16 protein-coding genes are annotated in these 21,311 nt (G+C 50.7%); 13 read left to right on the forward strand and 3 right to left on the reverse strand.

The window, feature by feature from the left end:
* Positions 1-143 precede the first annotated feature (143 nt).
* Positions 144-2,495 (reverse strand): AraC family transcriptional regulator, encoded by a 2,352-nt coding sequence (locus B9T62_RS06230; protein WP_087914476.1) that lies wholly within the window; start codon positions 2,493-2,495, stop codon positions 144-146.
* A gap of 171 nt (positions 2,496-2,666) precedes the next feature.
* Between B9T62_RS06230 and B9T62_RS06235 the strand changes: the two genes are divergently transcribed.
* The 8 genes from B9T62_RS06235 to B9T62_RS06270 all read left to right on the forward strand — a co-directional run bounded on the left by B9T62_RS06235 (position 2,667) and on the right by B9T62_RS06270 (position 14,465).
* Entirely contained in the window at positions 2,667-4,187 is a 1,521-nt protein-coding gene (locus tag B9T62_RS06235) for an extracellular solute-binding protein (RefSeq protein ID WP_245864362.1), read from the forward strand.
* Positions 4,188-4,662: 475 nt separating this feature from the next.
* Positions 4,663-6,222 carry an extracellular solute-binding protein gene (locus B9T62_RS06240; RefSeq protein ID WP_087914478.1) on the forward strand — a complete coding sequence of 520 codons (1,560 nt, stop codon included), beginning with the start codon at positions 4,663-4,665 and terminating at the stop codon, positions 6,220-6,222.
* 132 nt (positions 6,223-6,354) lie between these two features.
* Complete coding sequence (locus tag B9T62_RS06245; protein WP_087914479.1) at positions 6,355-7,323, forward strand: ABC transporter permease; 969 nt, start codon at positions 6,355-6,357, stop codon at positions 7,321-7,323.
* Between the two features lie 22 nt (positions 7,324-7,345).
* A complete protein-coding gene (locus B9T62_RS06250) occupies positions 7,346-8,221 on the forward strand; it encodes a carbohydrate ABC transporter permease (RefSeq protein ID WP_087914480.1) in 876 nt (291 codons plus the stop codon).
* Positions 8,222-8,271: 50 nt separating this feature from the next.
* Positions 8,272-9,372, forward strand: coding sequence for a glycoside hydrolase family 88/105 protein (locus tag B9T62_RS06255; protein WP_281257694.1), 1,101 nt, complete (start codon positions 8,272-8,274; stop codon positions 9,370-9,372).
* 138 nt (positions 9,373-9,510) lie between these two features.
* Entirely contained in the window at positions 9,511-10,734 is a 1,224-nt protein-coding gene (locus tag B9T62_RS06260; protein WP_157685473.1) for an MFS transporter, read from the forward strand.
* Positions 10,735-11,117: 383 nt separating this feature from the next.
* Positions 11,118-13,076 (forward strand): ATP-dependent DNA helicase, encoded by a 1,959-nt coding sequence (locus B9T62_RS06265; protein WP_245864363.1) that lies wholly within the window; start codon positions 11,118-11,120, stop codon positions 13,074-13,076.
* A gap of 648 nt (positions 13,077-13,724) precedes the next feature.
* Positions 13,725-14,465: an SDR family oxidoreductase gene (locus B9T62_RS06270; RefSeq protein WP_087914484.1), complete on the forward strand. Its 741-nt coding sequence runs from the start codon at positions 13,725-13,727 to the stop codon at positions 14,463-14,465.
* On the opposite strand, the gene B9T62_RS06275 is transcribed toward B9T62_RS06270, so the two are convergent.
* On the reverse strand, positions 14,462-15,013 hold the full coding sequence (locus tag B9T62_RS06275; protein ID WP_087914485.1) for a DUF2812 domain-containing protein: 552 nt from the start codon (positions 15,011-15,013) through the stop codon (positions 14,462-14,464). The genes B9T62_RS06270 and B9T62_RS06275 overlap by 4 nt on opposite strands.
* Positions 15,000-15,350 carry a PadR family transcriptional regulator gene (locus B9T62_RS06280; protein WP_342746157.1) on the reverse strand — a complete coding sequence of 117 codons (351 nt, stop codon included), beginning with the start codon at positions 15,348-15,350 and terminating at the stop codon, positions 15,000-15,002. Before B9T62_RS06280 ends, B9T62_RS06275 begins: the two co-directional genes overlap by 14 nt.
* A gap of 176 nt (positions 15,351-15,526) precedes the next feature.
* Between B9T62_RS06280 and B9T62_RS06285 the strand changes: the two genes are divergently transcribed.
* The 5 genes from B9T62_RS06285 (at position 15,527) to B9T62_RS06305 (ending at position 21,123) form a co-directional block, all read left to right on the forward strand.
* On the forward strand, positions 15,527-15,721 hold the full coding sequence (locus B9T62_RS06285; protein WP_087914486.1) for a hypothetical protein: 195 nt from the start codon (positions 15,527-15,529) through the stop codon (positions 15,719-15,721).
* 147 nt (positions 15,722-15,868) lie between these two features.
* The gene (locus tag B9T62_RS06290) at positions 15,869-16,558 is read left to right on the forward strand and encodes a response regulator transcription factor (RefSeq protein WP_087914487.1); all 690 of its coding nucleotides are present in this window, start codon (positions 15,869-15,871) and stop codon (positions 16,556-16,558) included.
* A gap of 3 nt (positions 16,559-16,561) precedes the next feature.
* Entirely contained in the window at positions 16,562-17,830 is a 1,269-nt protein-coding gene (locus tag B9T62_RS06295) for a HAMP domain-containing sensor histidine kinase (RefSeq protein WP_087914488.1), read from the forward strand.
* Between the two features lie 171 nt (positions 17,831-18,001).
* Positions 18,002-18,775 carry an ABC transporter ATP-binding protein gene (locus B9T62_RS06300; protein ID WP_087920151.1) on the forward strand — a complete coding sequence of 258 codons (774 nt, stop codon included), beginning with the start codon at positions 18,002-18,004 and terminating at the stop codon, positions 18,773-18,775.
* 2 nt (positions 18,776-18,777) lie between these two features.
* On the forward strand, positions 18,778-21,123 hold the full coding sequence (locus B9T62_RS06305; RefSeq protein WP_087914489.1) for an ABC transporter permease: 2,346 nt from the start codon (positions 18,778-18,780) through the stop codon (positions 21,121-21,123).
* Positions 21,124-21,311: the final 188 nt, after the last annotated feature.

Below are 21,311 nucleotides of genomic sequence, written 5' to 3' on the forward strand. Positions count from 1 at the left end.
CACTTAAATCGGTGGGTGCTCTGATGTGGCAATCCAGCAGCTAAGTCTTTGCGGCTCATATCCTGCGAAGGCCTAAGCAGTAACCAGTTTCACAACTAATTGTTCGGCCCCCTAGTGATGGAGCTGAGTCTGTGTAGTTATATTCACAGTTCCATCGGCGGACCTGATCTCGGACTGGAACCAGAGCTGGAGCTGTTCTCCCGGTATTGGCCGGGCGTCATGCCTTCCTGCTTGCGGAAGGAGCGGATGAAATTCTGCGAGTTGTTGTATCTCAGCTTGGCTGCGATGTCCTTGATCGGCATATCGGTTTCCTCCAGCCATTTCTTGGCCATCTTGAACCGGTACATGGTGAGATATTCGCTGAAATAATATTGCGTCTCCTTGCGGAAGACACTGCTGATATAGTTCGCATTGTAATGAAGGCGGGAAGCACATTCCTCAAGCGTAAGATCAGTATCATAGCCGTGCTGCACCAAATCGATGATTTTCTCGGATATATTATGGTATTGCGCATTCTGGCGGCTGTTGAAGATCTTGATCATCGGATAGATGACTACGCTCCAGAACCAGTCCTCAATCTCGGCTACAGTATGCAGGTCCAGCAGCTCCTCGAACAGCGAGCCGTTGGCATGATAGATCTGGCTGAGGCTGATACCCGATTCCTGCATCATAACCAGCGTGTTGTTCAGCAGCCGGGTGAGCGGGATCTGATATTCCTGCGGGGACAGCTCCAGCGCGAAGATCGATTTGAACAGCTGATGGACCAGTTCCTTGGCCTTGTCGGCTTCGGCAAGCTTAATGGCATCCATCAGATCGTTCTCCTTATGTACCGGATAGTTCAGGTTCAGGTAATGCTTCCCGGAGTTGATGTTCTCGTACTGAATGATGACGCCCTTGCCCAGCTTGATACGGTGCTTCAAGGCTTCCACACCTTCGCTGTAGGCTATCGACAGCTTGTGGAAGGAGTTGAACGGCAGGCTGAGGCCAATGCTGACCTGCAGCTTCAAGTAAGTATTGATCTGCTGCTGCAGCCGCTCCGTCAAGGAATACAATGTCTTATGAAAAGACTCCGTGTTGCCGTCTGTGCTGCCGATCAAGGTGACAATCGCATGGTCCATAATGACCGGTGCCAGCCGCTGGTCCGGGCAAACCAGCTCCTCAATGATATTGTGGGCGGCGAAGAGCAACAGGTTCAGATCTTTTTTCTCATAAGGGGAATCCTCGGAGAAATCAATCGACAGCGTAAGGACCGCCATGTTCTTCCATTCCTCCAGCTGGGTGCCATAACCGAATTGCTCCAGCTCCTCCATTAGCTCGCGTTTCTTGATGCTGCCGTGATAGGCCTTGATCAGGAAAAAGGATTGCAGCTGCTGGATATGCTGGCGGACCTCGTTCTCCAGCTGTGTTTTGGACTGAAACAGATGGTGCACCTGCTCGCCGATAATCTGAAACTCATTGGTATGTCTGGAGCGGACGTCGGCCTTGCGCTGGCCCATCTGGTTAAGCAGCCTTTCGATAGGGGTATACATCCGTCGTGAGCCCAGCCAGGCCAAGAGAATGGACAGCAGCAGCATCAAGGTGCACACATAGATGGTATAGGTGCCGATTTTGTCCGATTCTTTCGTCAGACTGTCAATGGAAGTCACGGACAGATAGACCCAGCCGTTAAGCTGGGAGCGCAAATAGGAAACCGAATAATCCTTGCCGCTCATCGCCGTTGTAAATTGCCCGGAAAGGTTGGCCGGATCAGAGATAACTGCTGTGTCCAGGAATCCGCTCTGCTTGACAGACTTGCCGATCAGCGAACGGTCCGGGTGCAGCAGAATCGTCTGGTGCTCATCGAGCACCATAATGCTGTCCAGCGGTTCTACATCGGAATTAATGAAGTCCTGCAGACTGCAGGCCGGAATATTGGCCATCGCGAGCCCGTATTTCTGCAGCTTGGAGGTGGGCAGCTTCTTGATCAGGCTAATGGTGTAATCGCATCCGGTGACACTGAGACTCTCCTCGCTGTAGAACCAGGAGGAAGGGCTCAGCACCCAAGAGCTGTCTTCAGAGTTATTCATCAGATCGGTCAGCTGCTTATAATCCTTGTATTGATCCAGCCTGTAGAGGCCGGAGTTCTTGACCATCCAGTTCTGCCGCTGATTGAGCAGAATCACATCCTCCAGCTTGGTGTCGAAGGACTGCATATTGCGGATTTCGTTTCTTAAATCGTTATAGAGAATGAAATCGTTTACATCAAGCGGGTTGTCCAGTGCTTTTTTTAATACCGTTGAGCTCACGACTTGGTTTAAAGTTTGATTGACAGTAGTCAGCTTATGTTCTACATTTGAGTTAATTTGTAAAATGAGCTCCATTTTGCTTTTGTTAACATTTTTTTGAATTTCGCGGGAAGATGTGAGATAAGAGAAGGAGCCGATGAACAGCACAGGCAATGTGCTGATGACAAAGGCGAATAAGGTTAGTTTGGTTAGAAAGCTTAATGATCTCACAGGATTCAACACCTTTACGTATGCAGAAGTAGTCAACTAATCTAATTGTATGCAATGCAGGCAATAATCACAATAATCATCTCGCCTAAGGATAATCATCTTCTCTAATTATGACTTCGGATTGCAATATCTTCAAGGGATGGTATTAATTTGTATTAGGGGGAAGCAGAAATGTCTTCAAAATCAAAAGGTAGATGGCTATACCGATGCTGCAGTACAGGTATGATTGTTATTCTTATTCTGTTAAGCGCTTGCAGCAGCAAGGGGGATGAGGTGCTGCAGGGTCCGGGAGGTGTCACAACGCCTACGATTTCAATTCTCGCTCCGCTGCACTTTCCCCAGCAGCCCTCCAAGGATATCATCGCCGAAATGGAGCGGCTGAGCGGGGTGAAGCTGGATATCCGCTGGGTTCCTGAAGGCGTCTACACTGATAAGATGAATACGGGATTAACTACAAATTCCTTGCCCAAGGTGACCTTTGTGAAATTTACGGACTATAATCTGGTTAAGAATGCGATCAAGTCCGACGCCTTCTGGGAAATTGGGCCTTATCTGCAGCAGTTTCCCAATCTGGGGAAGCTGAGTCCTTCGATTCTGAATCAGGCTGCTGTAGAAGGTAAGGTCTATGGTCTCTACACTGAGCGCCCTTCTTCCAGACAAGGCATTATCATCCGCAAGGATTGGCTGAGCCATCTCAAGCTTGCACCGCCGCAAACCTTGGATGAGTTATATGAAGTCATGCGCCAGTTCACTTACAATGACCCCGACGGAAACGGCAAGCAGGATACGTTCGGGCTAGTGGATCGCAATGATCTGGTATATGGCGTGTTCAAGACACTCAGCTCCTATTTCGGCACACCGAATAACTGGAAACAGGAGAATGGGCAATTTATTCCTGAATTCGTGACTCCCGAATATATGGATACGATGAACTTCATGAAGAAGCTGTATGATGAGAAGATTATCAATCAGGACTTTGCCCTTACCAGCAAAGAGGTACAGCGGGACAAGTTCATCCGCGGCACCGCTGGCGTATTTATTGGAAGCATGACAGATGTGCAGCGGCTCTCCATTGAAGCGAAGATGGTGAATCCACAGGCCGAGCTGGCCTTGATCAACCGTATCGAAGGCCCACAGGGCTATAAAGTGTGGTCCATTCCCAACTATTTCGGCTTATATCTGTTCTCCAAAAAAGCAATTGTCACCGAACAGGAGCTGCTGCAGGTGTTAAGCTTCTTCGACCGCTCTCTGGACAAGGATGTATCCAATCTGATGATGTACGGGTTTGAGGGACGGCATTACAGCCTGGAGGACGGCAAGGTGATTCTTCCGGAAGGCACCTCCCGGCTGCGTGTGGATGAAGTAAGCCCACTGTATTCACTGATGATCGCCAGTGTCAGCAACACCAATATTCTGGAGGTTTCGCAGAAAGAGCAGCTTACCGCCCTGGCGGACCAGCTCAGCAAGGACAATGAGCAGTTTCTGGTCGATGATCCGACGGTTCATTTAAGCTCACAGACCTATGATGAGAAGAATGTGGAGCTGTCTGTAATTATAGTAGATGCCACCTACAACTACATTCTTGGCAATCTGACCGAAACCGGATTCCAGCAGGAAGTCAAGCGCTGGAAGCATAACGGAGGCAGCCAGATGATCCAGGAATACAATGAGGCGGCCAAAGCCCTCAATTAGAAATTCAGCATCTAGGAAGCCCGCTGCGGATTCAACGCAGCGGGCTTTTGTATGCAATACGGTACTATTTAGGTCCCAGGAAGGATATGGGCTGTTGCCCTGGAGCTTTCAGAGAAATTAAGTGCGAAACTGCAACTAATTTCAAGTAAAACTGGACAGAAACGCTCAAACGTTGAATTTAGTTGCATATTTGCATCTATTTACTCCAAATCGAAAAAAAACCGTAAATTAGATGTAGATTCGCAACTAAATCGCCAGATCTTACTTTTGAAACCATTAGTAGCTGAGTCTTCGATGTCCATATCATACGAGGGCCTAAGTAGTAACTGCAATATGGCCGGGGGATTCACCATAATCATTAGATCAGATCCTTGCAGCAGCGCCCGTTTATGGGCAAATGATTGTTTTCGTAACCCTAGCCAGGCTGTAATGTGGAACTCGTAACCAATACTCGTTAAATGGAGGTCAAAAGGGAATGAAAAAGAAATCCTTTACTATGTTGTTGACCGCACTGTTAACCTTCAGTGCAATGTTATCCGGATGCGGTAACAGTAACAACGAGGCAGCAGCTGATCCAACCACAGCACCAGCAACAGGGGAGAATACAACGAAAGCGGCAGAGACAGAGGCGCCATCTGAGAAACCGACAGAAATCAAGATCATGCTTCCATTAAATACAACAGAAACACCGCCGGATACGATCAAGGCTGAAGTAGAGAAGCTAACGAACACGAAGCTGACTTATCAATTCTTCCCGGCAGATACGTATGAAGAGAAGCTGAATTCTTCCTTCGCCACCGGCTCACTGCCACAGGTTACGTACTTGAAGAATCAGACCACCTTTATCCAGATGAAGGAAGCGATCAAGGACGGCCAGTTCTGGGAAATCGGACCGCTGCTGAGCGAATTCCCGAACCTGAACAAGCTGAAGCCTGAAATTCTCAACAATACCAAGGTGGATGGCAAGCTGTATTCGCTGTATATCGGCAGACCGCTGGCACGCCAGGGTATTATCTACCGCAAGGACTGGGCAGATAAATTGGGCCTTCAACCACCCGCCAACACGGATGAGCTGTTAGCCATGGCCAAAGCCTTCACAGAGCAGGACCCTGACGGCAATGGCAAAAAGGATACTACAGGTATCGTAGACCGCAACGAGTTGACCTATGGCGCATTCAAAACCGTCTCCTCCTGGTTTGGCACACCAAACACATGGGGCGAAGTAGACGGCAAGCTGGCACCTGAGTTCACCTTCCAGCAATATACCGATACGATGGACTTCTTTAAGAAGATTCGTGAAGGCGGATACATGAACCAGGACTTTGCAGCCACCAGTAAGACGGATGCCGTCAATATGTTCACCAGCGGCAAGGCTGGCCTGTATATCGGCGGATCGATGCAGGATATTGATACGCTCAACAAAGACCTGATCAAGAACTTCCCAGATGCCGTGCTGGATACGCACAGTATGGTCGCCGATAAGGACGGCAAGTTTGCCCAATGGATGATTCCGGGCTACAACAATGTCGTGCTGTTCCCCAAAACATCGGTCAAGGATGAAGCCGAGCTGAAGAAGATTCTGACCTTCTTTGACAAGATGATGACGCCTGAAGTAGCGAACCTGATGTACTGGGGAATTGAAGGTACCCACTACACCGTTGAGGACGGCAAGGCTAAACCTACCGACGACAAAGAGCTAATCGAACGCGAAGTAAAAGGATACAAGGACAGTGTCATCGGCGAAGCTGAAACCAATGGGATGTATTTGAGCTTGAACGTGCTTCCAGGCCGCATTCATGCGGAAGAACTGGTGCTGGAGAATGTTAAGGTTGGGGTTCCTGACCCTACTGCAGCGCTGGATTCCACGACTTACACCGAAAAAGGTGTTGAGCTGCAGCAGATCATTACAGATGCTACCTACAAATATATCTACGGCCAGATCGACAAAGCCGGATTCGACAAGGAAGTTGAGACTTGGAAATCCCGCGGCGGCGCTCAGATTATCGAAGAATACAACGCAGTTTACAAGAAATAAGATATTGACCCTGAAGTACAGGCAGTAAACCGGAGCTGGAAAGGTTGCTTGCAGACTGGCAGCCTTTTCAATTCCATATCTATCGTAGCAGTGACCGATTGCCCGAATTATGAAGCAGAAAGGAAGAGTAACATGCAGGAAGCCACCGCACAGCCCGGTTCATCGCCTGATTTGGAGCCCCGGGTTTATAAAACCAGCAGTGAGCTCAAAAAGCGGCTGTGGAGAAACAAATTGCTCTATGTAATGCTTATACCGGGAGTGCTGTATTTCCTCGTATTCAAATACATTCCGATGTACGGAATGATTATCGCCTTCCAGGACTACAAGCCCTACCAGGGAATAACGGGCAGTGACTGGGTGGGAATGAAGCATTTCAGCAGACTGTTCACGGAACCGGATTTCCTCAACATCTTGATGAACACCCTCATATTGTTCGGGATGAATATTCTGATCTATTTCCCAATTCCGATTATTCTGGCTCTAATGCTGAATGAAATGCGCGGCAACTTATTCAAGCGGTTATTCCAGACCCTGTTCTATCTGCCTCACTTTATGTCATGGGTTATCGTCGTTTCCATTTCGTTCGTTATGGTAACGATGGATGGCGGGATTATCAATGAATTGCTGGCTTACTTTGGATTCGAGAAGATCAATTTCCTGCTGGCTCCAGGCTGGTTCAGGCCCATGTATATCCTGCAGGTCATCTGGAGAGAAGCGGGCTGGGGAACGATTATCTATCTGGCTTCCATTGCGGCCATTGACCCGGGATTGTATGAAGCCGCACGGATGGACGGAGCCGGAAGGCTCAGACAAGTCTGGCATATTACGCTGCCGGCCATCAGAGGCGTTATTATCACACTGTTTATTCTGAAAATCGGTTCCGTGCTCGATCTTGGATTTGAACATGTCTACTTGCTGCTTAACTCCATGAACCGGGAAGTTGCGGAAATTATCGATACGTATGTGTATACCGCTGGTTTGAGACAAGGTCAGTTCAGTTACAGTACAGCCATTGGCTTCTTTAAGTCCATTGTCGGGCTGATCATGGTAGTGTCGGTGAATAAGGTCTCCAAGAAAATGGGCGAAGAAGGCGTATATTGAGATTGTTGCGGGAGGAATCAAAATGGTAGAAGATCGCACGATTGGCGGCAGAATCTTTTCAATTATTAACTTTACATTATTGGCGCTTATTGCATTAATCACAGTGTTGCCCTTTGTTCACGTAGTGGCAGGCTCTTTCACAACCAGTGCTGAAATTGCAGCCAACAAGTTTGTGCTGATTCCGAAGGTATGGAGTCTGGAAGCGTACAAGTTTATTTTCTCAACTAATACGATCTTCAAGGCGATGGGCGTATCGATCGGAGTAACGTTAATCGGAACTCTGTTTAGTATGCTGATCACCTCCCTGATGGCTTACGGTCTTTCCAGACGCGATCTGGACGGACGCAATGTAGTCAACTTTATGGTAGTGTTCACCATGCTGTTTCACGGCGGAATGATTCCAACCTTCCTCGTAGTGAAGGAGCTGGGGCTGATCGATTCCTATGCGGCACTTATTCTGCCGTCGGCCATCAGTGCGTTTAACCTGATTATCCTGAAGAACTTCTTTCAGAATATTCCGGAGGGTCTGGAGGAGTCGGCCAAAATTGACGGGTGTAACGATTTCGGCATCCTGTTCAAAATTGTGCTTCCGTTGTCCATGCCTGCGATTGCAACGATTTCCTTGTTCTACGCAGTAACCTACTGGAATACGTACATGAGTGCGATTCTGTATCTAGATAACAGTGCGAAATGGCCGATTCAGGTCCTGCTGAGACAGATCGTAGTGCTTGCCAGCGGGATGGACCACAGTTCAACCCTGGATGCTGCCGTACCTCCGCCGGATCAGACCATCAAAATGGCGGTTATCGTTGTAGCAACCATTCCTATTCTCATGGTGTACCCGTTCCTGCAGAAGCATTTCGCCAAAGGCGCGATGCTGGGATCCATGAAGGGCTAACCGTTTAGCGAACGTATAGACAAAATATTCAAATGATGGAGGGCGTGGAGATGATCGTCAGCTTACCAGCAACACCAATAGAGTGGGCTAAGAAGGCCTGCGATTCACTCATGGACGTTTACGAGGCAGGAGAACTGCCTCCAGCCCATCGCTGGCACTATCATCAAGGCGTATTCCTGTGCGGCATGGAGCTGCTGTGGGAAAAAGTCCGTGAGGACCGTTACCTGGATTATATCCAGCAATACGTGGATGATCTGGTGGATGAGCAAGGCAATCTGTATTTTGCCCGAGACGAGCTGGATGCCGTTCAGGCCGGGCTGCTGCTGTTCAATCTTCATGAACGGACAGGCAAGCTGAAGTACAGAATTGCTGCCGAGAAGCTGAGGAACCTGCTGCTTACGCTGAATAAAACCACGGAAGGCGGCTATTGGCACAAGGATAAATATCCGAACCAAATGTGGCTGGACGGATTGTATATGGCTGGTGTGTTCTCTCTGAAGTATGCCAATTTCTATGGAGAAGCGGGCTTGCGCGGAACGGTTCTGCATCAGGAGAAATTAATGCGCAAGCATATGAAGGATGAAGCAAGCGGCTTGCTGTATCACGCGTGGGATGAGAGCCGCCGGATGCCTTGGGCGAATCCGCAGACCGGCTGCTCTCCGGAGTTCTGGTCCCGTTCCTTGGGCTGGTACGGCCTGGCGGTCGCCCAGTTCATGGATCTGCTGCCTGCCGAAGATCCGGGACGGGCAGAGCTTGCCAAGGAGCTGCACGACTTCGTGCATGCCCTGATCCGCTATCAGGATCAGGAGAGCGGCCTATGGTATCAGGTTGTCGACAAGGGTGACCAGCCTGACAACTGGCTGGAGACCTCAGGGTCCTGCCTGTTCGTCTACACCATTGCCAGAGCTGTGAAGCAGGGGATTGTAGGCGAGGACGCAGCTGAGGCAGCCCGCAAAGGCTATAAGGGACTGATACAGGTGCTGCAGTGGGATGAGCAGGACCGGCTGATTCTGCCGGATATCTGTATCGGCACCTCGGCAGGGGATTACGAGAATTATGTAACCCGGCCAACGGTCAGCAATGATTTGCATGGTGTAGGTGCTCTGGTCATGGCCTGTGTGGAGATGGAGTCTCTGATCAAAGGCAGATAATGCCATAACTTGTCTGCGCAGGCTTGATGTTCAGACGTATAGCTCAGATTTAGTATGCAGAATATCCCGGTATCCAGTTACAGGTGCCGGGATATTCGGATTGTCATGATCATTTTACATCGTAAAGGAAGAGAAAAGATGAAACGTGTTCAGAACAAAGAACTGGCCATTGTGCTGAGTATGGTTGCGATATTTTTTATGTGTACCAATATGTATCCTTCCTTTGTATCGATTCTGATCACCGAGTGGGGAGGGGACTATAATTCCGTTGGCATCATTATGACCTTGGCCAGTCTGGCCCCGCTATTGGCCGCGATTCCGGCAGGCTTTGCGATCAGGAGATGGGGATTGCGGCTGCCTTTATTTTCTGCCAGTCTGGTCAGTGCCGCTTCCTGTTTCCTGCTGTTTATGTTTCCATCCATTGTGCAGCTGCTGCTGATGTTATCCGTTATGAAAGTGGCTGAGATTTTTTTTGCCGTTGGTCTTCAGACTCATATCGCAAATATAAGCAGCAAGCATAGCAACGAGCTGGATAAGAATTATAGCTGGTTTATGGTGTATGCTTCGGTCGGTGCGTTGATCGGTCCCATTCTGGGTGGGCTCCTGGTGGACTATGGCAGCTACAGTATGATCTGGCTGATACTGACGGTTACCTTAGCAGGTCTGTCGTTCTTTTCTTTCTACCTGACCGATCTGGTAAATGGCCGAAAGACTACGCAGACCCGAGCTAAATTCAGCTTCAACGAGCTACGCAGAATTCTGAATTGGCGGATAACGATTGGCATGCTGGTAGGCAGTGGAGTGCTTTTTGCTCATGGAGCTAGATTTCTGTTCCTACCCGTGTACTTGCAAACGGTGGGATACACCTTAACTTCCATTGGAATTATTATGGCTGCACGATCCTTAGCCGCAATATTCAGCAGATCCATTCTGGAGCCAGTCATCAAAATCGCCCGGGGTCGTTCCGGAGCCTTAGTGTCCTGTTCAGTCGTACTTGCTGCTTCTATTGCGCTTATTCCCGTGTGCACAAGCTTCGTGCTTCAGCTGGTTAATTCGATCGTTATAGGTTTGGCTATGGGGATTGCGATCCCTCTTAGCAATAGTGTAGTGGCGGACAGCGCTGATCCTGAGGAACGTTCGATTACGATCGGCATCAGTCAGACCGTGAATCGGGTAGGACAATTGCTTAGCCCTATGGTTTTTGGCATGTTCTCGCAGAACATGGGAGTCAATGCCTCTTTTTACTTCGGTGGTATTCTGTTGCTGCTGATTTCAATAATCGTTATTTATCTGCTGGTATTTGGTCATCATCGGGAAACGGCGGCGGCTTCAAAAGATAAGGGGACTCCAAAAGCCATGTGAATGGCTATTTTTCTCTTTTTGAAGAGTTGACAGGAGCACAGTTATTCCTTTATATGAAATGATGGGTCCTGACGATGGTATAAAGCTGTAGACCGCGTTTCCGGGCGCGGAAGTGGAGCAATTGCTGCAGCAGATCCACTCATTCAGACAGAACTAAACTCAAGTTTGTATCCTTTGCAGGACCTGCCTCCGATTTAAGCGTGGGCAGGTTATTTTTTTTGAGATATTAATTTCTCACAGAAACGGATGCCGCCTCTTTCATAGGACGGCGAAGCCGGTTCTTCTTGTGTTAATTTCTATCCTATGAGATAATAGAGTTTTTCCGCTTAATTGATATCCTTCAGACATTGACATGTCTGATTCTAATAATGGAGGTAAACTTGTTGGCGAATCCTTATCCTTTTACGTATGACCGCACCAGACCTTTCATCGAGCAAGTTGGAGAATGGGTGGGCGATGTATTTTATGAGATTCTTCCCGAGGCAGGGTTCGAGGTTCGAGATGAGCAGATCTATATGGCGTATCAGCTGGAACGGGCGTTTGCGGACAAGAAGACGATTTTTGCCGAAGCCGGGGTAGGTACGGGCAAAACGTTGGTGTACCTGCTCTACAGCATCTGTTATGCGCGGTATACCGGCAAGCCGGCGGTAATCGCCTGTGCGGATGAGTCGCTGATTGAGCAGCTGGTGAAGCCGGAAGGCGATATCGCCAAGCTGGCCCGTCATCTGGGGATGGAGATTGATGCCAGATTGGCGAAGTCGCCGGACCATTATCTATGTCTCAAGAAGCTGGACCAGGCTCGCAATCATGATAATGACAGTCTGCCGCTGGAGGTGCTGTATGAGACGCTGCCGGATTTCGTCTACTCCCATGCGCCGCTGCAGCAGTTTCATGCTTACGGGGACCGCAAGAACTATAAGGATCTGAACGATGAGCAGTGGAACCAGATCAATTGGGATGCCTTTCAGGACTGCTTCACCTGTGATCTGCGCCACCGCTGCGGACAGACGCTCTCCCGGGAATATTACCGCAAGGCTGGCGATCTGATTATATGCTCCCATGATTATTACATGGAGCATATCTGGACCTATGAAGCCCGCAAACGGGAAGGTCAGATTCCGCTGCTGCCGGAGCATTCCGCCGTTGTGTTTGATGAAGGCCATCTGCTGGAATCCGCCGCCATGAAGGCACTGGGCTATAAGATTAAACATGTGATCTTCGAGGAGCTAATCTCGCGCCTGCTGCAGAACGATATCCGTGAAACTCTGGCTGTGCTGATTGATGAGGTCATTATGCAGAGCGAGCAAATGTTTGAAAGCATCCGCCGTCAGTGCCGCGCTATTCCCGGTTCAGACCGGATGAGCATTGAGCTGGACGCGCCGCTCCTGCGTGAGGTGCACCGTCTGCGCACCGTGATTGCAGCTATCGAGGAGCAGCTGGTGTTTGAAAGCGAGCTGTACACACTAGATGAGTATCAGCTGCGGATTGTGGAAGAAAGGCTGGAGATGATGGAGGTCGCCCTGAAGCTGTTCGAGGATTCGGGAGCGCTGATCTGCTGGGCTACGGAAGACATGGACGGACTGACGCTGAATGTAATGCCACGTGATGTCAAGCAGGTGCTCGCCAGCATGTTCAGCCAGCATAAGCCGATTGTGTTCTCCTCAGCAACGTTGTCTGTGGACAAGTCGTTTGAATACCTGCAGGCCGGCCTTGGTGTAGAGGATTATCTGTCATTCTCCGTTGATTCGCCTTATGATTACGGCAGCCAGATGCAGGTCTATGTACCTGAACAGCTTACCGGGGATTTCTCGGAGAAATTCGAAATCGCCATGAGCCTGATCCGCCGCACCGAAGGCCGGGCATTGCTGCTGTTCCGCACCCGTGAGGAGCTGGAATTGTTCAAGGAGATGTCCAGCCTTGCGCCGGAGTCAGGCAGCTATACGTTCCTGTTCGAAGGGGATCAGGAGATCAGCCATCTGATCTCCGCCTTTCAGGGCGACGAGCACAGTGTGCTCTGTGCCGTGACCTTATGGGAAGGGCTGGATATTCCCGGTCCTTCGCTCTCCAATGTGATCGTCTGGTCCTTGCCGTACCCTCCGCTGGACCCGGTATTCATGGCCAAACGTGCCGAAACTGCCGCTCCGTTTGAGGATGTGGATCTGCCCTATATGCTGCTGCGGCTGAAGCAGGGCATGGGCCGGCTGATCCGTACTAGCAGCGACCAGGGCATAGTGAGCGTGCTGGCTGAAGAGGAAGGCCAGCATCCGGTGCTTGACTACATTGCTTCGGTGATGCCGAAGGGGACGGAGCTACAGAAGCTGGAGAAGTTGTCCCATAAGTAGTTATGCTGCGAATGGATGAATGGACGAATGGACGAATGGACGAATGTTACAGCCGTCTTGTGTCTGAGCCCGATATTGCCTGAGCGCAACTGGAATGCGGGTTATGGAGTTCTACGTTACGCTTATCGATACGGACTGTATGGCCGCTATTGGTGAAGATATCACCACTTTTGCAGTGGTAGCGGACTCCAGTGCCCTCCCGACAAATGAGTGATAAACCAACGGTTCTAGCTCATATAAGAGCACTGGGGTCCGTTAACCTAAGAAATAGGCAGTTTTTGGTCAAATAGCGGCGCTGGTGTCCGTTAGCATATCCGTTATCATAAGAGGCTGTCCCACATGCCATACAATGGCTGCCGGGACAGCCTTTTTATTCTGCGCTCAAGAAGTTATGCTGAGAAAAGGTTCCCTATATGCCATAATTATCAGCCATTAGCCCAGTTTTAGTGGTAGTTATTCCCTATAACCACTCATGTATTTCTACTTGGTTGGTGTAAATCTCCTTAGGGAAGGCCAGAGACCTAAGGAGTAACGGAAAAAGCAGATACAATAAAAATAAATGACAAAAATATAATATTGTCATTTGTAATTCCGTGTGATATGCTACTACCAACAAGCAGTTACCCTGTGATGAAAGAAGGAATATACATGCAAGCATTAAGCGGGAAGGTCGCTATTATCACCGGCTCTTCGAGAGGGATTGGACGTGCGGTTGCGGAGCAATTGGCCGGATTGGGAGCAGCTGTGGTCATTAATTATTCCAGCAGTCCAGAGAAGGCGGCAGAGGTGGTAGAGGGCATACGCTCCAAGGGGGGATCGGCGACGGCCATTCAGGCGGATCTCAGCAAACTGGAGGATGTGGAACGGTTGTTTGCCGAGACGGTTGCCGCCTTCGGCCAAGTCGATATTCTGATTAATAACGCCGGGCTGATGATCACGAAACCGATTGCCGAGGTGACAGAAGCCGATTTCGACAAACAGTTCGCCGTGAATGTGAAGGGTACCTTCTTCGCCTGCCAGCAAGCGTTCAAGGTAATGGAGAACCACGGAAGGATCATCAACTTCTCCACCTCGGTGACAGGCCAGATGTTCCCTGCCTACAGCGTGTACGCAGGAACCAAGGGAGCGGTAGAGCAGTTCACCCGCCAGCTGGCGAAGGAATTTGGCTCCAAGCAGATTACGATCAATGCCATTGCCCCGGGACCGGTCAATACCGAGCTGTTCACCGTAGGGAAATCGGAGCAGCAGATTGAAGGCATTAAGCAGATGAATGCGTTTGGACGCCTCGGAGAACCAGAAGACATTGCCAATGTCATTGAGTTTCTTGTCAGCGCCCAGGCGCAATGGGTAACCGGCCAGACCCTGCGGGTCAACGGCGGGTTTATCTAAGCTTTAAGTCTGCGGATGCGCAGACGATATGCCGTGTATACCATGAGTGAAGGCACCAGCGGTATGATCAGAATGGATAGTGCTACCCATGCCGTATGGCGGACGGTCGCATTGTCCCATACCACTGCGGACAGGCAGAACAGCAATGCGGCGGCAAGTGTCATCGCCAGCAGGCTGAAGGCAAGGAGCTTACTGGTGCGGAAGATCTGCGTGTATTTGTCCAGCAGAGTGGCGGTGTCTGTGTAGATGGGAGCCGTGCCCGGCTCTGCCGCGAAGATATGGAATTCTCCGCCTGAGCACACATGCTGCCACTGGCCTGCTGCAAATATCTCCAGATAATCCTCGCGTTCACCTGCTTCCAGCCTCCTCATATCCAGGCAATAGATCAGCTTATGTGCGGGTGCCCTGCGCAGTCTGTAACCAAATAGGGCGAACCGCTCCAAGAACCAGCCCTGCTCTGACAGCTGGCTCAGCTTGTTCATCTCGAGCTGCTCTCCAAAAGCCAGCCCGACAGAAGGCTTGTAGCGTGTAGTTTTATTGGACTTCATCTGTATCCCCCTCAGCGTTCAGCAAGGCAAGATTGCCATGCCGCGACATTCGTAATCTCCGTTCGATTTCGTCAGCGATCAGGGTACGGCCCTTCTCCGTAATACTGTAGGTCTTCCGACGCTCCTCCCCATCCTCATCCAGCAGAATCAAGCTGCTTTCCTGCATTTTTTTGATTAGTGTATACAAGGTAGCCGGTCCGATCTTAATCTCGTCATCTGTGAGCTCTTCAATATACTTCATGATGGCATAGCCGTGTCTTGGGGTCAGCAGGGCCAACAAAATGTAATAAGCAGAGTCGGTAAGCTGGTCCATCTGCAGTGAATTCTTGCGGGACAATAGGTGTCACCTCCGTTAGCAGTGATAGGTCTGTAATGGATATATCCATTATTGATATAACCATTAGTGATATAATAATCAATTGTTTATCGATTGTCAATATTTAACTGGCACGGACGATTGCTGATTACTTTTGCGGTGAGCGGTTAAAGATAAGAAAGAGGAGGTGTGCTGTTATGAACAAAGATTTGCCGCCTGAGGTGCCTCCAGTCCCTGTGCCAGAGGTGATCCCGGACCCGATTCCGGAACCGAAGCCGCTGGATATACCGCCGGAGGTTAAACCTGACATCCAGCCGGAAGTGAATCCCCCGGAGAAGACGCCGGAGATTCAGCCTGGAACCACACCGGAATTTAACAGAGATATTCTATAAACCCGGAATTACAGAAGCAGCAGGCTTCCGCATATGCGGTGGCCTGCTGCTTCTGTTTAAATGGCGTTCCATATACATAAACCAGGGATCATATTATAATTTTGGCATAGAGTGTGGAGCAAGCATGAACTGACAGGAGAGTAGAGGATGAAATTTGACTGCCTGATTGTGGATGATGAGATGGAGCTTGCCGAGACCACCTGCGAATATTTCAATCTGTTCGATGTACATACCGCCTTCGTGACAAGCGCTGAAGCCTGCCGGGAATTCTTGCGTGAGCATGAGGTATCCCTGCTGCTGCTGGATATTAACCTGGGCGGTACGTCTGGCTTCCAGCTGTGCAAGGAGCTGCGCCTGACTACCAGTATCCCCATTCTGTTCATCAGTGCACGCTCCAGTGAGGACGATGTGCTGATCGCGCTGGATATCGGCGGAGATGATTATATCCATAAGCCGTATACGCTGCGGGTACTGCTGGCCAAGGTCAAGGCGGTGCTGAAGCGCTGGAGCAATGAACCCATCCCGGAAGAAGACGGCGGCTTGCTTCAAGCCGGACCGGTACAGATTGATACCAAGCTGCGTAGAGCTACGCTGAACGGAGAGCCGCTGAAGCTGAAGACGATGGAATACAAGCTGCTTCATTATCTGGTACAGCATAAGAACCGGGTGATTCCCAAGGAGGAGCTGTTCAGCGGGGTATGGGGGGATATTTTTGCCGGAGACGGGACCTTGAATGTACATATCAGACATCTGCGCGAGAAGATCGAGGTAAGCCCGAAGGAACCTCAATTGATCTGCACCGTCTGGGGTATCGGCTATGCGTTCGAGGGGGAATAGGACATGCTGAAGAGGCTGCTGACTGTCCTGATCGTCACAGTTCTGGCCGCCCAACTCGCCCTGTGGCTGGTGCAGTCCAGTCTGCCTGTGGATGTGCAGACCGACCGGGCTGCGATCAACGAGATTGTTAAGCTTACCGCAATGAACTGGGGAACGCTGGACGACGGCGTATATAAGCTGAGCCCCTATGAATTTGCCGTTGTGGATGATCACGGCAGACTGCTGTATCAATCGGCTGAAGGCGTGTCCACGACCCTTAACGAGGCCATCAACCGCCGGGATACGATGATTGATGTCACTGTAGACGGTATCACGGCGGGTAAGGTAATTATCAACAATGATTATGAGAGTGCAGCGGACCGGTTCAGAAAGACTTTATATTATATAACGGCGGGTGCCATGCTGCTGCTGCTTCTGCTGGGCATCGGATATCTTCTGTATCTGAATCATTCGGTGTTCCGGCCGTTTGGCAAGCTGCAGCAGTTCGCCAGACATATCGCCAGAGGAGAGCTGGATTTCCCGCTGGAGATGGACCGCAATCATCTGTTCGGGGCGTTCAGCGAGAGCTTTGATATGATGCGTGAGGAGCTGGCGGCGGCGCGGCATAGTGAGTATCTGGCCAACAAAAGCAAAAAGGAGCTGGTCGCCAGCCTCAGTCATGATATTAAGACACCGGTCTCCTCCATCAAGGCCATCACGGAGCTGATGCTGCTTCATCCCCGGGATGACAAGACCGGCCGGCAATTACAGACGTTGTATGCCAAGGCAGACCAGATTGACCGGCTGGTGACGGATATGTTCCATGCCACGCTGGAGGAGTTGAATGAGCTGCAGGTGAATGTCGCCGACCATGACAGCCGGCTGCTGGCTGAGCTGATTGAGAATGCCAACTATTATGACAAAATCACGGCGGGATCTGTTCCTGCCTGTCTGATCAGCACGGACCCGCTGCGGCTGCAGCAGGTGATCGACAATGTGATCAACAATGCCTATAAATATGCCGGAAGCAGGATACGGATTAACTGTGCCATCCGGGAGGAAGAGCTGGAGGTCGAGATTATGGACTATGGACCCGGAGTGCCCACCGGGGAGCTTGCGCTGCTCTTCAACAAGTTCTACCGTGGCAGCGGCGCGGCCAGCCACAATGGCACGGGGCTGGGTCTCTACATTTCACGCTATCTGATGCGTAAGATGCAAGGAGAGATTGTTTGTGCCAACCGGGAAGATGGCTTCACCGTGAAGCTGCTGATTCCGCTCGCTGGAACGATTTAAGAATTGGTTAAGGAATGCGCAAAGACATGTTAAGAACCTTTACGGTACGATGAGGCTGCAGTCGGGAATCAAGCTGCAGCCATTTTTTCTGCCGGTACGTTATTGCTTGAGCGGTACGTTATTGCTCGCGGCAAGGAAACAATGAGCATGATCATAAATGGAGTGTATGTGATGAGCAGAAATAATGAAGAGGTGCTGGTGCAGACGCGCAAGCTGGGCAAGACCTTCTCACATGGAGGCGTCCAGCAGCATGTGCTGAAGAATCTGGATGTGGCTGTGCACAAGGGGGATTTCACGATTATTATGGGCAGCTCGGGTTCAGGCAAATCCACGCTGCTCTATGCGCTATCCGGGATGGAGAAGCCTACCCTGGGCGAGATCCTGTTCGAAGGCAAGGACATTACCCGGATGAGCAATGACCAGCTGGCCGTCTTCCGGCGCAAGCACTGCGGGTTCGTCTTCCAGCAGATTCATCTGCTGGATACGATGAGTGTGCTGGACAATGTACTGTCCAGTGCTTATTTGGTACAGCGTGACCGCAGGAAGGCTGTTGCCAAAGCCAAGGAGCTGCTGACCCGGGTAGGACTGGGCGAAGGGACCTGGGGCAAGTTCCCGGCGCAAATCTCCGGCGGAGAAGCGCAGCGGGCCGGAATTATCCGCGCGCTGATCAACGAGCCAAAGGTGGTGTTCGCCGATGAGCCAACCGGTGCGCTGAACAGCGCTTCGGGCGCAAGCGTGCTAGGGGTATTGACCGAGGTGAACCGCAGCGGCCAGAGTATCGTTATGGTGACGCATGATCTCAAGACGGCGCTGCGCGGCAACCGCATCCTCTATCTGCGCGACGGTGTGATTGTCGGTGAGCTGCAGCTGTCTCCGTTCCATGAGGACAGCGGGCCGGAGCGGCAGGATCAGCTGCAGGCTTTTCTGACAGAGCTGGGGTGGTAGGGATGAAGACAAGTGTAATCGTGAAGCTGGCCCTGGCCAATATCCGCAGGCGCAAAAGCACGGCAGCCACCTTGTTCCTGATGATTCTGCTGGCTGTGCTGCTGCTGAACATCGGTGCGTCTATCTTCTTGAAGCTGGACACGTTCCAGCAGGAGAAGCTGGAGGAGCTGCGAACACCTGACATGATTGCCTATTTCAAAAGTAATGAACATCTGCCTGAATATGAAGCACTTGTGAGTCAAGCGCCGGCTACGTTAACCTGGGAGAATGAATCCGTGCTGCTCCTCAGCGATGCTAAATTTAAGTCCGGTGAGAGTACAACTACTGCCAACCTGCTCATGTTAAATGCGGACCAAGAGCGGAACATGGCTCCCATGCATACTACGGAACAAGTTACCAACAAGAGTGAGCAGCTGATTTATCTTCCTTACATGCTGCATGTCAGTACGGGGCTTAAGCTTGGAGAGGAATTCTCGTTCACCTATGGCGGCAGTAATTTCACCTATCTGGTTGGAGGTTTTGTAGAGGATGCCTTGCTTGGCACCTTCAGCAACGGTGCGCTAAAGGTGTTTGTCAGCGGTGAGGCCTATAGCGAGCTGCAAGCCAGTAGTGGAACGACTGCAGATTACAGCCTTTTGTCCGTTAACTTCAAGGAGGATGTGAAGCCAGATAAGCTGGACGAGAAGCTGGGCGACCGGCTGTTTGCTTCGGGAACTACAGACGCTTTTTCGATCATGCTGGTGGATGGAGGTGTGGAGGGGAACCGGATGCTGGTAAGTATTCTGGCAGCCATTCTGATCGCGTTCGCTCTGATTATGGTAGGGATCTCCCTGATTGTTATCCGGTTTCAGATTCTCAGCCATATTGAAGACCATCTTGTGAATATTGGGGTGCTAAAAGCGAATGGCTACACCTCCGCACAAATCAGCGGCTCCTTGCTGCTGCAGTTTGCTGTGATTGCCATTGCCGCGGCACTGCCGGGCATTGCGCTAGCGTATATAGCGATGCCGCTGGTGGGCAATCAGATCTCCGCCTTCATCGGTCTGTTATGGCCCACTTCCTTCGATATGCTTAGCGTCTTGATCAGTGTTGCCAGCGTGACGCTGCTGGTGCTGCTGGTCACCTTCCTCTCCAGTAAACGGGCCCGGACGATTACTCCAATCGCCGCGCTGCAGAGCGGAATGAACACGCACAGCTTCAAGCGTAACCCGTACCCGCTGGAAGGCACACGGCTTCGCCTGCAGCTGGCGCTGGGGCTCAAAGCCCTGACCCGGCAGTTGAAGCAGAACGTGATGATTGTAATCATAGTGGCAGGCCTCACCTTCTCCAGCCTCTTCTGCTCCATCCTTAATTTCAACTTTACTTCAGACACCACTGCCATTCTGAAGCTGGTAGGGATTGAGCACAGCAGTCTGCTGATGGTGCTGAAGGATAGTACACAGCAGGAGAAGTTGTTCGCTGAAGTTGCAGCGATGCAGGGAGTGTCCAAGATCACCCCGCTGGATACCCATTCCGCCTCCATCGGCGATAGCAGATTCGTGTTACAGGTGACCGATGACTTCAGTAGAATGGAGACGGAGACCGTATTTAAGGGCCGTCAGCCCAAATATGACAATGAGATTGCTCTCTCAGCCAAAGTAGCCAAGCTGGAGGGCAAGCAGCTTGGGGATGAGGTGACGATTGTACTGGGAGCGGCGAGCGCACAATATCTGGTGACCGGGCTTAGCCAGCAGATTACACAGGAAGGCAAAGTCGCCACCATGACGACAGAAGGGATGCTAAGACTGCAGCCTGACTTCAAATCCAAGATAATCAATGTGTATCTGGATCAGGGAGTGGATGCTGCCCGGTTCAGCGAGCAACTGGAAGAGCAATATCCCGGCATGTGGAACATTGTGAACATCGAAGAGGCGATGCAGAGCACGCTCGGCAGCTTCACCACGGCAATCTCCTCGATGGCAGGCGTGATCACAGTACTTACGATCCTTGTAGTCAGCCTGATTCTGTATCTTGTCATCAAAAGCCTCATTCTGAAGCGCAAGCGTGAGTTCGGCATTCTGAAGGGGCTTGGTTATACAACCTTTAATCTGATGTCGCAGATCACCTTCAGTCTGCTGCCTGTCATAGCTGTGGGTGTGCTGGCGGGCAGCGCCGTAGGGTATTTCTACTCCGACTTTCTGTTCGTGAAGCTGCTGTCCGGCTTAGGTATCTACAATGCCGAACTGGCCGTTAGCCTGCCGCAGGTACTGCTGCTCTGTCTGGCCATCCTGGCTACGGCCTATGCCGTCTCCATGCTGGTGGCCCGGCGTATCCGCAAGATCAGCGTGTATGAGATGCTGGTGGAGTAACTTAATGTTTTATAAGATGAACTTAAGAATGCTGAGGTGGAGTTGTCAGAAAGCCTGGTGCATAGGGCTACCCCGGCAACTCCGGATTTAACATTCTTAAGTTCACGTTCTATAGATGGAAGATGGAAGCGGCTGCCCTTGAGGCAGCCGCTTTCTACAAATATAAGAAAGTATATGTTTCACAATAT

The sequence above is a fragment of the Paenibacillus donghaensis genome (genome assembly GCF_002192415.1).
Lineage (GTDB): Bacteria > Bacillota > Bacilli > Paenibacillales > Paenibacillaceae > Paenibacillus_AQ > Paenibacillus_AQ donghaensis.